Genomic DNA, 12,851 nt, shown 5'->3' with positions numbered 1-12,851 from the left:
ACCACTAGGCTCCCAATGTCTTCGCCTCATCATAGAGATCGGTCAAATGCCTGACCGACATATCAATCAGTGGCTCGTACATGAAGGCGTTCAGGTGAATGTTCTCCGGAGTCATCAGGGAGACCTTGTTCAAGATTTTGCCTGCTTCAGGGTCATATGCGGGGCAGTCCTTGTACTGTTTTAGTAACCCAGCGGTTTGAACACTGGCAATCTGATCGAGGTCTAAGTCTTCGATGGATGCGATCATGAAGTCTTCCGCTTTCAACCGAACTGCTATCGCCAATGTTACCTTGTTCTCAAGGACTATTTCGTCAACAGCGTCACCTTCCAAAACAATCGCGTCAGCTAGACGGAATATCATGTCTATGACGGGTTCTTGTCCGAATTCGAATTTCTCGGTTTGGTATCGGCCAAACCGATTCCGCCAAATCTGAACAACGTCTTCGGCCAGTATTGCTCCAGATCCATCCTTCAAGTGAAGGCACTTCGTGAGCGTCAGAAAATCGTCGGAATCTTCTTGCCCCGAATACTGCACAAGATTCCTCAGGAACGGGATCAACGTCACAAATACCTTTTCTTCGGAAATTCGGCCAGAAAGATGCTCAAAAGCATCGTTCACGTATTGTCCCCGAAGAAGTTGTACGATGCCATCATCATCCTTCGCTCCCATAAGAACCGCATGCCGTCTGCTTAAGTAGAGGCGCGATGCAACAGTCCTGTAGAAATCAAAATTGTGGGTAAGAATTAAGATATTGAAGTCCGAGGATTCATGCAGGTCCTTTATGTATTCGATGATCGCGTACTTGTTTTTATAGTCGAAGGAGTCCGCAATGTCGTCGAATACAATAAGACAGCTTGCCGCTTTGCTTCTTCGCGATTCGATCTCAAAGAGCACTTGAAGTATATAGAAGGCCCGCTGCTCGCCTTTGCTGATTGTGTTTAGAAGTGCATTTCTTTCACAGCTTACCGACTCTTGTTTTCGATCGGAATAAGCAAACTCCAAATTTGCCCCATCTTCCTTTAGGATTACATCCTCCTGGTTGGAGAGAGAAACTTCAAACGGCACATAAAATCGAGAGTTGAATGTCGTGACTAGCTCCTGCCAAATTGACACCTCTTTCTTGGCCTCGTCGAAAATCTTCTTGAGTCCGTCCTTCTGTGCCTCGTAGAACTCACAGATCTCCTGAAGGTCAGATTTCAGTTCAATGAGATAGCCAAGCCAAACATCTTTTCTGAACTTTTCGTAATCCCTGAGCTCAACAAGAAGAGGGTTCTCCTTTTCAATCAGTGTTTTAAACGAGCGAAGCTCGACGTTTGCCCCGATAGCCTTGTCAACCTTGTCAAAAATTTTCTTTAGTTCAGGGTCACCAACAATTCGATTGATCTCTTCGGCAACAATTTCTTGTAGATCCTCAGAAGACCCCACGACCTTATTTCCGGCCAGTTCAATTCTGTGGCCTGCCTCAAAAAACGAGTTGTCGGCAATAGACTTAACAATCTGATCTGCTTGATATGTCCCAAAAGATTTCTCCGAGCTATTGAACACTGTCGATTGACGAAGCAGCCCTGTATATAAGTCAATGTACTGATCCAGGTATTCTTGGTTTTTTCTCAAGGAACTTCTTCACGTTGCCTTTCCTGTCGAAAACATCGTTGTACCTGAACTTGTAAAGCCTAGTATCTTCGCCGAGCGCTTGAAAGGCCACCGTCAACAAATCGAAGAAATTTTGCTGATCATCATTTTGGAATGCGTCAAAGAATTCATTTTCACAGTCAGTACTTTGCGATGTCCTCTTCAACTTGCGAACAAACTCAGTCTTTTTCTTCTCTAGGTCTTCGTATATCGCGTCATACGCACGCTTCAGCTCCTTACTTGCCACGAATGAGCTTATTTTGTGTGCTGCATCATAATCAGGTTGCTCCGGATCAACAACCAAGATGTCGACATTACCCTCAGTGAGCTGATCATCAAGGATCAATTCGAATTTGGGAACTCGATCTGGAAAAAATCGATCGCATGGCGGATCTGTCTTTCGGTCGGCGAAAAAGCGAAGAGTCCGAGCTAAAGAGGACTTCATCGTTCCATTTGGCGCATACACTATGAACGTTGATGATTTTGAAAAATCGAAAAGGTGATCGAAGCTTCCAATACCATAGCAATTTTCAAGATTAATTTTCAGCTTTTTCATATCAATTTCCCTCAATTCGTTACTTTACATTACCAGACATTTTCCTAGCCATCTAGAGCATTGCAATTTCCGCAGCTGTCAAAGAGTTGGATGAAAGTTCGAAAAGTGTCTCGGGTACCCCCGCCACATGGGGCAAGCACGTCAGTTCTTGCCCGAATCAAACGATCAGACGGCTCTAGTTCAACGTTTTCTCCGGTCCACACCCGGTTCGAAAAACAGTTTTCAACGATACCCCGTTTGATCGGTGGTTTTGCTGAAATATAAAGCCCGGCAAGGCTTTTCATAAGTTCGAAGAATTTCTCGACATCAACGGTCGAAAGCTTTTTATTGTCCAGGTTCCGATACTCTTCTTCCAGTCGAGCGATCTCAATCTGCAGCGCTTGCTTCTTTTCCGTGTAGGCGTCACGATCAAGCGTTCCATCCAACAGATAGTCGGTCAGCCTGGCTTGGCGATCCTTCACATCCGCCAGTTGCAACTCGAGGTGCTTTCGCTCGGCCTGCAGTTTCACTGGCACATTCCACGTTTCATACTGACGGCGCAGCGTGGCAATGTCCTCATCGCTGAACTGCAACTGGGACAGCTGCGCTACGATGGCAATTTCCAGCTGCTCCTCGCGCACCGTCTTCCCAACACACCCAGCTGTATGACAGCGGTAGTAGACACGGCCCTTCTGGCGCTCTGGCGTCAGCACGGTTTCGCAGGCGGCACAGGCAAAAAGCTTGGGCAGCAAATGATCATGCTTGGTCTTCTTCTTGGTGTACCGGCCTTGCTTGATGGCATCGACCCTTTCGAAGTCCGCCACCGAGATCAGCGGTTCGTGCTTGCCTTGGAAAATTTCACCCGTGCGGCCGTTCTGCGTCAGGCCACAATAGAACTGGTTCTGGAGGATGTTCTCAACGGTTCGGCGTGAGATCGGCTTGCCACCTCGGCTGGTGAAGCCGCGTGCGACCATTTCCTGGTGCAACGATCTGATCGAATGCTCGCCGGTCAGGTACAACTCGAAGAGCTGTTTGATCAGCGGCGCCCGCACCGGATCCAAGCTTTTCAACTGGCCACCACCCTGGTTCAGGTAGCCAATCGGAGCATTGAACGGGTAAAACCCCTGCTTCAGACGCCCGTTGATGCCTTTCCGCGCCTCAATCGAGAGGTTGCGGCAATAGCCGGCGGCGACCGCCATCTGAATGTCCGCGACCAGGCGACCACCACGAGAGCGGAAGTCGAGGCTTTCGGTGGCGAAGTGAACATCGACGCCAGCGTCGGATAGTTCGCCGATCGCACCCCAGTCGCGGAAGTTCCGGGCCGAGCGATCAATCCGGTGAATGATGAGACCAGCCGCGCCGCCGCGCTTTAGCTCCCTCATCATCTGACCGAACACAGTGCGCCCGGCCTTGGCGGCGGTTTCCTTCTCTTCAAACCACTTAATGATGGTGAGGTTCTCACGACTCGCAAATTCCGTAATGGCATCTTTCTGTGCGTCGAGTGACACCCCATCGCCTTGCTTCTGGGAGGACACTCGGATGTATCCAAAACACGGCTTCATAGATCGTGGCTGTTATCCTTGGACTCTACCAGATCTTCAGAATTTGGCGAATCCAGCCACGGCCAAGAACCATCACGCAGCATGTCTTCAAAGCTGCGCTGGCAAAGGTCGAGGTGACGTTGAAGGAAGGGATCCATCACCTCATTCTATGGATCAGAGGCGGAGGTCGGTAGGGCGGTTGAGCTGCGCCAGGTGCAACTGAGCGGGTCTGGCATGGATGCGGCAGATCGGCGAAAATGTACCTACTTGGGATTTGAAAACGGGGTTTGCCGGACACGAGGCTCGAGGCCGTGTGAGGGCGAACGGGGTTTCACCCCTTCGCTCACCGCCCCTCACTCGCGGGTTCGATCTCGGCACCTCGGCAAACCCCGTTTTCAAAAATTGCGAATGACCATGAGTGCCGGAATCAAAACCCAAAAACCCCCATACGGCACCCCCAACCCGTATGGGGGTCATGTATGTGGAAACGTAGCTGAACATGCCGGAACATAGTTGACCGAAAACATCTCGTCTGCGACCGTGACTTCACCTGCTCTCGCAGGTGATTCTCGCGCCGCCTACGGCGACGCTCGCCCTTAGAACCGGGGTTCGGTACTCGAACCTCACAATTTGTTTCAGTCCCTGGGGTACGTACTGGGGTAGATCGCAAAACCACACGGCGGTTAACTATCTGATTTCAAAGGATTGCGACGTTTTCGCGAGTCCTCTCCTGGCACCATCAAGTCGATCCATCATGTTGTTATGGAAAGACTGGTACAGATTTATTTTGGCTTCACCCACTTTTATAGCTCTGATGATGTAACCGCCCCCCGACGGCATCTGTGTGCCAAGGTGGGTCTGTGAGGATCCACAAAGGGGAGCGGTCATGTCGGAGATTATCACGGTCGGAGTCGATCTGGCAAAGAATGTGTTTCAGGTGCATGGCGCTGATGCGTCGGGTCGTGCAGTTCTGCGCAAGAAGCTGAGGAGAATGCAGGTGTTGGAGTTCTTCAGCCAGCTGCCGCCTTGCATTGTCGCGATGGAAGCATGCGGCAGCGCCCACTTTTGGGGGCGCGAGATCGGCAAATTGGGGCATGACATTCGGCTGATCCCACCTGCTTACGTCAAGCCCTTCGTCAAGCGCCAGAAAAACGATGCGGCAGATGCCGAGGCTATTTGTGAAGCGGCAGTTCGCCCAACCATGCGTTTTGTGCCGGTGAAGAGCGAAGAGGCCCAAGGCGCGGCGATGATCTTCCGCGTACGGGAATTGCTGATCCGGCAGCGGACACAGGCGATCAATGCCCTACGTGGCCACCTGACTGAATTCGGGCAGATCGTGCCGCAGGGGGCGGCCAACGCGTCAAAACTCATCGCCATCGTTGAGAACCCGGACAGCAGCATACCCACCGATGCCATCGCCACTTTGAAGGTGCTGGTTCTGGCACTCGCCCACCTCGAGGCAGAGATTGGGAAGTTGGATGCCGAGATCGCCCGCCGGGCAAAAGAGAATGACGTGGCCCGACGGCTGATGACTATCCCGGGCATTGGTCCACTTATCGCCACGGCCATCGCGGTGTTGGCCCCGCCGCCCGAGACTTTCCGTAAGGCCCGAGACTTTGCGGCATGGCTTGGTCTAGTGCCACGACAGCATTCGACCGGTGGCAAGCAACGGCTCGGGGCCACGACCCGAATGGGCGAACGATCTTTGCGACGCTTGCTCATCATCGGGGCTAACAGCGTCATCATAAAGCGGCATGTCCACGCGGCGGCCAAGCCCGGCACCTGGCTTGGCCGCATGCTGACGCACAAGCCACCAATGTTGGTGCGGGTGGCGCTGGCGAACAAAATGGCGCGCATCGTTTGGGCCCTGATGGCCCGAGGTGGCGTCTACAAAGCTCCGGCCGTGGCGGTGTAAGCCGTCAGGGGCGCGAGGACGTCGGAGCGGAAGAGGGCAAGGAGCAGTTTGGCGCAATCGTCGTGAGACGGGATTGGGAGAACCAGTGTGCAACAGAGTGCCTTCGAGCACGCGGCTTTGATCTGGACCCGACCCTCGAACACCATACGGGCCCGCGGCACGAAGATGGCCGCACACGAGGCCGGATACATGTCAGCACCCGATGACGCGACAAAATCAGCTCTGAAAATATCTCTTGCGCAAGGGGCGGTTATACATGTTGCACAAGTCCTATGATGGATTCATCTCGTGATTCCAGCATGGTAGCTAGGCTGCATGAGCAGACCGACACACCCGACCTACAAGACCAGGAATTGGCCGGCCTATAGCAAAGCGCTGAAGCGCCGGGGCTCGCTGACGATCCATTGACCGGCAGGGCTTTGCAAAGCAATATCCCGAGAGGTTGGCTCGACCCCGAGATAAGCTGGGATGCCGCGCTGGCAGGCAGGCGTCGCCGCCAGCGGACCTATAATGGCGAGGCTGCCATTCCAGACGTGCCTTTCAATGAAAGTGCGGTTCGGCATGACGCTCCACCAAACGACCGGCTTCTTCGAGAGTCTTTTTTGGGGCTGGTCGGCTTGGACTGGTCTCTGCCCGACATCAGCACTCTGAGCCGCCGCAGAGGCCGCTGGCCGTAAATATCCCGTATCGCGGGTTGAAGGGCAGGCTGTCATTCCGCCACGGAAGAATGCCAAGCCGTGGCAGACCCTCACCGCCGGTGCCGCGTTGCGGAAAGAAAATTTTCGGGCCTCCTGTCAACGGAGGAGCCTTGTGGCAACGATGGAGCAGATACTAACGCCAGAGCCGCGTCAAAACGCAACCTCTCGGACAGCGGATGCATTGCATGAAGCTGCTGGGACAGCACCTCATGGCGCGGGATTTCGGCCACCACGTCGCGGATCTTTAGATCCATATCGCCGTGCTCAATGACTACACGGCGCTCGGCATAGCCGTCACGGACGCTGTTGGATAAGTCCGCCCTCGGAAAGGGGGAAGCTCGGCCTTCACCCGGCTTTTGAAACACAGCCGAGGGGCGGAGAGGCACGTCTAAAGCATGGGTTCCGCAACAGAGCCCAACAGCCCCCCTCAAAAACACTCCAGCAATAAGGCACGAGTATTTTCCGCGTTCATCTTGACCGGATTATTGGACACAGACGGATCGGCCAATGCGGACGAGACCAAGGCGTCTATATCAGGATCGACGACACCAAGATCGGTGAGGTTAAGTGGGACGGCCAACGACCTGTTCAATTCGCCCACAAAACCAAAAAAGCCATCAAAGCCTCCTGCAATGCCAAGATAGGCCGCAGCCTGTTCTAGCCGTTCTTCCACCGCTTCCCTGTTGAACCGCAATACCGGTTGCATGACCACCGCATTGGTGGTGCCGTGATGGGTGTGATGTACCGCCCCGATCGGGTGACTGATCGCATGAATGGCACCCAACCCTTTTTGAAACGCCGTGGCACCCATAAGGGCGGCTGACATCATGTGCGCGCGTGCTTCGATGTCATTTCCATCCGCGAAGGCGCGGGGCAGATAGTCTTTGACAAGTCGCATGCCTTCGAGAGCGATCCCTTGGCTCATCGGGTGGTAGTTCGGCGAGGAAAATGCTTCGAGGCAATGGGCAAATGCGTCCATGCCGGTGCCGGCTGTGATCATCTGCGGCATCCCGGCGGTCAGTTCAGGATCGCAGATCACCACACTTGGCAAAAGCTTGGGGTGGAAAATGAACTGTTTTTCGTGCGTTTCGGAGTTGGTGATAACACTGGCCCGCCCGACCTCTGAACCGGTTCCAGCGGTTGTGGGAACCGCGATAATCGGCACGATCCCGTCGGCATTCGCCCGGGTATTCCATGCAGTTAGACCACCATAGTACCAAAGGGCCTCGGTTTGGCCTGCCATAAAAGCCAGTACCTTGCCCAAGTCGAGCGCGGACCCGCCGCCAAAGGCGATCACACCGTCGTGGCCACCGTCACGAAAGAATTTGACGCCCGCCTCTGCATTTTGATCGGTTGGATTGGGGTCGACGTCCGAAAAGACCGCGCGACCCAGGCCCGCAGCCTCCATCAGGTCGAGTGTGGCATGCGTTATCGCGAGATTGGCCAATCCCTTGTCTGTCACCAGCAAGGGCCGTTTCATGCCAGTTGCGGCACAGGCTTCGGCAATCTCAGAGATCCGCCCCGCCCCAAAACGGATGGCGGTCGGGTAGGTCCAGTTAGCGGTCGGTATCATGCGTCAAACTTCTTTGCTGGTGTGGGTAGCGGTAGAAGGTCGCTCGTCGATCTCGCGCAGGCAAGCAGCGAGACCTCCGAGCTTTCCAACTTGCGAAACCCTCTATCGATCAAGATAAACGTTGTCCCACGGGCCATATGCCCCCCAACCTTCCAGCGGAATGTTCTTTACGTCAGAATTGAAGACGGTCCAGAAGCTAGGCACCAGCATCGGTGTCAAAGCAAGCTCCTCGACGACTGTTTTTTGAAACTGGGCGTAATAGTCTTTGCGCTCGTCAATGTCGTAAGTGGTCGATGCCAATTGCAGGAGCTTGTCGACCTCTTCGTTGCAATACCCTTCGGTGTTTGACCAGATGACAGGCCGGATGTTGGAGCAGAGAAACGAACGGTGGACACCGATAACAGGGTCCGAATAGCCGAGAGTTTCGTTGAGCGTTGCGTCATACTCGAAACTTGTTACCCGGTTGACCCAAGAGCCAAAGTCCGGGTGGGTGCGGATGTCCACCTCGACACCGATCTCCTTGAATGTCTGCTTGATGGTTTCGGCAATAATGGTTTGACGGTTGCGGCCCCAAGTCGGCATTTCGAGAGCGAAAGAAAAACGAATTCCATCGCTGCCTGCAGTGAGTCCCGCCTCATCCAGCATAGCGGCTGCCTTATCGAGGTCGAATTCGTACACCGGGACATCGTCACTGTAGAAAGGATTGTCCTTGTGGATAAAGGTTATGGCTTCTTCGTCGCCACCGGCCAGAATCTGGACCATCCGTGTTTTGTCGATCGCGTGGGCAAGCGCTTGACGGACCTCAAGCCGATCAAATGGTTTTTGCCTCAGATTGTATTCCAGGAAAAAAATCGGACCCATCGCACCGTGTCCGCCTTGATGAACCGTCAGTTCCGGATTCTTTTTTAGCCGGGAAAAGTCCTGAGAGCTGAGGAACGCCACCGGGTAGTAATCCAGCGCGCCTCGGTCAAGTTCGAGCACCTGTGTCGTTGTATTTCTGGAACGGGTATACAGGATTTTGTCCAGATAGGGCCGGCCCTCGATGAAGTAGTCGTCGTTTCGCACCAATTCCAGCTTTTCGCCCGGCACATGGCTCGCGACCTTAAACGGGCCTGATCCGACGACGTCTTCGTTGTTGCGCGGGTGCGTGTTCAGTTCCTGTCCGTCATCCAGAACATGGCTTGGCAAGACGGGCATGAAGAGCGGTTGAAGCGACGCCAGCAACGACGGTGTCGGCGCAGAAAGTTCGAAAACGGCCGTTTGCGGGTCAGGTGTGGCAACATCCGTCACGGTGCCGAACATGGCCATGCCAAACGGGTGATTTGTTTTGGATGCCAACAGCGAGAACTTGACGTCTTCCGAGGTAATCAACTCCCCGTCATGAAATCTCGCATCTTCGACCAGCTTGAAGGTGACGGACAGCCCGTCTTCAGCGATGCTCCAACTTTCAGCGAGATAGGGCTGCGGCTGAAGGGCTTCGTCAACGCGAAGCAAGCCTGCAAAGATTTGGGACGCGGGCAATCCCGTTGCCGTCCCGGACTGAACGGCAGAATTCAGCGTCCGCCACTTCGAGATGCTCGTAACATTCAATGTCCCTCCCGGTTTCGGCTCTGCCGTGGCGGAAATGGCCAAAGTCCCGGCCAGGACAGCCGCCGTAAGCAGAGTTGTCCTTGCGCTTCTCAGCACTCCAGATACTTGCATGTTATATCTCCTTGAGATTTGGGCTGTCGGACAAATCGCTGTTTTACCAGAACTGGGCACTGACGAAATTAATGGTTCTGACAGCAAGCCGCTCGGAGCGCCCGCGTACATTAACAAGGTAGAAGTACGGGCGACAGAATGTCTAATTTTACTGATTGGGCATGACATAACCCAACCTTATATACATACTGTACTAAACCATCGGTACGCCCCGCTCAGGCGAAAAGCGGTGTAAAACCCGCATGTTGGCGTGTCAGGCCCCTTCAAAAGGAACGATGTATGTCCAAGATCACGCTTAGGCAGTTGAGGGCGCTCGACGCGGTTATTCAGGCTGGCAATGCCAACAAGGCTGCTGAAAACATAGCGATTTCCCAACCTGCGTTGAGCCAGTTGATTTCAAACCTTGAGCATTTCTCCGGCCTCAAGCTCTTTGATCGCAACAATAGGCGATTGGTGCCGACGGAAGAGGCCTATCTGCTGAATTTTTATGCAAACGAGATCTTTTCTGGGTTGAACCAGATTGATCAGGTGGCGTCCGAAATCCGAAGCCGTGCCCGGGGAAAGATTACGCTCGCCTGTTCTCCTGCGCTTTCAGGTTCGTTCGCGGCTAGCGTTCTGGCACCCTATCTGAAAGAGCGACCTAACCTTGAAATCAACCTTCAGTCCACGAGACTGCATCGGTCGATCGACATGTTGTCACGCGGTCGATGCGATCTGGGGGTAATATTGGGCAAAACGGCCCCGTCCCCCGAGCTGAAGACATGGAAGTCCTACCAGTTGCCCATGGTCTGCGTGATGCCGCCGGACCATCCGCTAACTGCAAAAAAGACGATAACGACGCAGGATTTCAAGGATGAACCTCTTGTACTGTTATCGACTCCCAACGCCTTTCGCGACGACGTGCTCGCGCAACGCGCCGAGCAGAAGACGCAATCGACTGGTTTCTTTGAAGCCAACCTCGGTGAGACGGTATGTGCGATGATCGCTCAGGGCCTCGGAATCGGCGTTGCTAATCCGTTTCTTGGTGAACTGTTCAGCAGCACGGGTGCTGTAGAAATCCGCCCGATGTCGCCGCAGTATCCGATGAGCATAGATCTGTGTACGCCTTCCGGCGGACGGGAGTCGCTGATCGTGAACGACCTGATTGATCTGTTCGCCGCTGCGATCGAGGACTTTCTAAAAGCGTATCCGATCGAGCCGAAGTAAGGCCAAGTCCTTAGCCGGAAGCGGCGGCGAAACGGATCCACATAAGGCCAACCTATACAGCGACCAATCAAGTGAATTTGAACTTGTTACGGGTGCTTCATACGCTTGGCCAAGGAAAATCGGGAAAGGTCGCGTGGCAACATGTACCTGCTCGCACCGGACGATAGGCGAAACATATGTTGAACATCGCGAGTGCAGTACTGAAACGGCTGGCCTTTTCGGTTGTTCTGATCGTTATGGTCATTGTACTGAATTTTCTTCTCATTCATCTGGCACCCGGCGATCCGGTGGATATTTTGGCCGCGGAAATGGGAGGTGCCACTCCTGAGTTGCAGGCACGCCTACGCGAGCTTTACGGACTGGACCTGCCTGTTCACGAACAGTTGCTTCGGTACATCGTGCGGGTGTTGCACGGGGATCTGGGTGTCTCTTTCTTTAACAACGCCCCCGTCACGGAGCTGATCCTGCGGCACCTTTGGCCCACAATGCTACTGGTGCTGACTGCATTGTTTTTCTCGTCAGTGACCGGAACCCTTCTGGGCGTATTCGCATCCGTTTCACCGCGCGGCATCGGTAGCGCGATCATTACCGTTCTTTCTCTGGTGGGATATGCGGCGCCGGTGTTTTGGACAGGGATTATGATGATCATCCTGTTCGCTTGGCTGATTCCCGTGTTTCCGGCGCAGGGAATGATGACTTTCGGACTGGACGGTGGATTAATGGTTCAGTCGTTGGACATCGCACATCACCTTGTCCTGCCCGCCTTTACATTGTCGACGATCTATATTGCACAGTACTCCCGCATATCGCGCGCCAGCATGTTAGAAGTACTCGGCTCTGACTACATCCGCACGGCGCGGGCCAAGGGCATGCCAAAACAGACCGTGATATTCAAACATGCTTTGCGGAACGCGATACTTCCGGTGATCACACTGGCAGGCATGCAGTTCGGCAATCTGATTTCGGGCGCGGTACTGGTGGAAACTGTGTTCAGTTGGCCTGGACTTGGAACATTGGCATATGATTCCATTCTTGCGCGTGACTATCCCACGGTTCTCGGCCTCTTGCTGATCTCCTCGATCGTCGTGATCACGGCAAACTTTCTGACCGATCTTTGCTATCGGCTGGCAGATCCGCGCATCAAAAAATCTCAAGGTTAATGACAGGTACATGACACGCAACGAGAACCACTCAGTGACTGCAGCGGAACAACCTTTCCTCGAAGGGTGGCGGGTGTTTCGGCAGAATAAGGCAGCACTATCGGGGCTAATCATACTTGGCTTCATTCTGCTGATAACAGCAGTCGGGCCCAGCCTGTACGGTGTGGACCCCTACTCGATGATTGCGAGCCCATTAATCCCGCCGCTTACCAATCCCAATTTACCGCTCGGCACTGACTTTCTGGGGCGCGATGTTGTCGCCGGTCTGATCAACGGAGGTCGGGTTACCATCCTGATCGGTTGTTGTGCTGCGGGCATCACCGTGATTATCGGGCTTCTGGTAGGTGCCTTTGCCGGGTTTTACGGCAAGACGGTCGATGACGTCCTGATGCGGGTGACCGAGTTTTTCCAAGTCCTTCCGGCATTGTTGTTCGCTATGGCACTTGTCACGCTGTTTTCGCCCTCCGTCTATACGATCATCGTGGCTATCGGACTGGTTGTATGGCCGCAAACCGCGCGGCTGGCCCGGGCTGAGTTCATGCAGTTGCGCAATCTGGAATACGTCGCATCGGCCAAAGTGATCGGGTCCAGCAATACGCGGATCATCTGGCGGGTCATTTTGCCCAATGCCATGCCGCCGCTAATTGTGTCGGCGACCCTGGCCATCGGCGTATCGATCTTGTTTGAATCTGGTTTGAGTTTTCTGGGACTTGGCGATGCCAACGTGATGAGTTGGGGTTTGATGATCGGACAGAACCGCCCCTATCTTCTGGATGGCTGGTGGACTGTGACATTCCCGGGCTTTGCCATCTTTCTTACCGTGTTGAGCGTGAGCCTTATTGGTGATGGCCTGAACGATGCGCTGAACCCCAAGCTGAGGGAGCGTTGA

The 12,851-nt window shown here is 53.9% G+C and carries 10 protein-coding genes and 1 pseudogene; 5 read left to right on the top strand and 6 right to left on the bottom strand.

Annotated features, from left to right (window positions below; translation table 11 throughout):
- Positions 1 to 4: 4 nt before the first annotated feature.
- The 4 genes from ANTHELSMS3_RS06860 to ANTHELSMS3_RS25440 are packed head-to-tail and all read right to left on the bottom strand — an operon-like array spanning position 5 to position 3,867.
- Complete coding sequence (locus ANTHELSMS3_RS06860; protein WP_157733428.1) at positions 5 to 1,615, bottom strand: AAA family ATPase; 1,611 nt, start codon at positions 1,613 to 1,615, stop codon at positions 5 to 7.
- The gene (locus ANTHELSMS3_RS25445) at positions 1,578 to 2,189 is read right to left on the bottom strand and encodes a hypothetical protein (protein WP_157733427.1); all 612 of its coding nucleotides are present in this window, start codon (positions 2,187 to 2,189) and stop codon (positions 1,578 to 1,580) included. Before ANTHELSMS3_RS25445 ends, ANTHELSMS3_RS06860 begins: the two co-directional genes overlap by 38 nt.
- 44 nt (positions 2,190 to 2,233) lie before the next feature.
- Positions 2,234 to 3,703, bottom strand: coding sequence for a recombinase family protein (locus ANTHELSMS3_RS06850; protein ID WP_198319896.1), 1,470 nt, complete (start codon positions 3,701 to 3,703; stop codon positions 2,234 to 2,236).
- A gap of 23 nt (positions 3,704 to 3,726) precedes the next feature.
- Complete coding sequence (locus ANTHELSMS3_RS25440) at positions 3,727 to 3,867, bottom strand: hypothetical protein (RefSeq protein ID WP_157733426.1); 141 nt, start codon at positions 3,865 to 3,867, stop codon at positions 3,727 to 3,729.
- 728 nt (positions 3,868 to 4,595) lie between these two features.
- On the opposite strand from ANTHELSMS3_RS25440, the gene ANTHELSMS3_RS06845 reads away from it, so the two are divergent.
- Positions 4,596 to 5,624 (top strand): IS110 family transposase, encoded by a 1,029-nt coding sequence (locus ANTHELSMS3_RS06845; RefSeq protein WP_094034221.1) that lies wholly within the window; start codon positions 4,596 to 4,598, stop codon positions 5,622 to 5,624.
- Between the two features lie 315 nt (positions 5,625 to 5,939).
- Positions 5,940 to 6,636: pseudogene (locus tag ANTHELSMS3_RS06835) on the top strand (transposase).
- A 113-nt stretch (positions 6,637 to 6,749) separates the two neighbouring features.
- Here ANTHELSMS3_RS06835 and ANTHELSMS3_RS06830 read toward each other — a convergent pair.
- Positions 6,750 to 7,895 (bottom strand): iron-containing alcohol dehydrogenase, encoded by a 1,146-nt coding sequence (locus ANTHELSMS3_RS06830; protein ID WP_094034220.1) that lies wholly within the window; start codon positions 7,893 to 7,895, stop codon positions 6,750 to 6,752.
- Between the two features lie 102 nt (positions 7,896 to 7,997).
- Positions 7,998 to 9,596 (bottom strand): ABC transporter substrate-binding protein, encoded by a 1,599-nt coding sequence (locus tag ANTHELSMS3_RS06825; RefSeq protein ID WP_157733425.1) that lies wholly within the window; start codon positions 9,594 to 9,596, stop codon positions 7,998 to 8,000.
- Positions 9,597 to 9,875: 279 nt separating this feature from the next.
- On the opposite strand from ANTHELSMS3_RS06825, the gene ANTHELSMS3_RS06820 reads away from it, so the two are divergent.
- From ANTHELSMS3_RS06820 to ANTHELSMS3_RS06810, 3 genes are all read left to right on the top strand, one after another.
- Positions 9,876 to 10,802 carry a LysR family transcriptional regulator gene (locus ANTHELSMS3_RS06820; protein WP_094034218.1) on the top strand — a complete coding sequence of 309 codons (927 nt, stop codon included), beginning with the start codon at positions 9,876 to 9,878 and terminating at the stop codon, positions 10,800 to 10,802.
- A gap of 176 nt (positions 10,803 to 10,978) precedes the next feature.
- Positions 10,979 to 11,962 (top strand): ABC transporter permease, encoded by a 984-nt coding sequence (locus tag ANTHELSMS3_RS06815; RefSeq protein WP_094034217.1) that lies wholly within the window; start codon positions 10,979 to 10,981, stop codon positions 11,960 to 11,962.
- 10 nt (positions 11,963 to 11,972) lie between these two features.
- The gene (locus ANTHELSMS3_RS06810; protein ID WP_094034216.1) at positions 11,973 to 12,851 is read left to right on the top strand and encodes an ABC transporter permease; all 879 of its coding nucleotides are present in this window, start codon (positions 11,973 to 11,975) and stop codon (positions 12,849 to 12,851) included.

The sequence above is a fragment of the Antarctobacter heliothermus genome (assembly GCF_002237555.1).
GTDB lineage: Bacteria > Pseudomonadota > Alphaproteobacteria > Rhodobacterales > Rhodobacteraceae > Antarctobacter > Antarctobacter heliothermus_B.
Note: the sequence above shows the minus strand (reverse complement) of the source record. Positions and strands in the feature narration are given on the sequence as shown.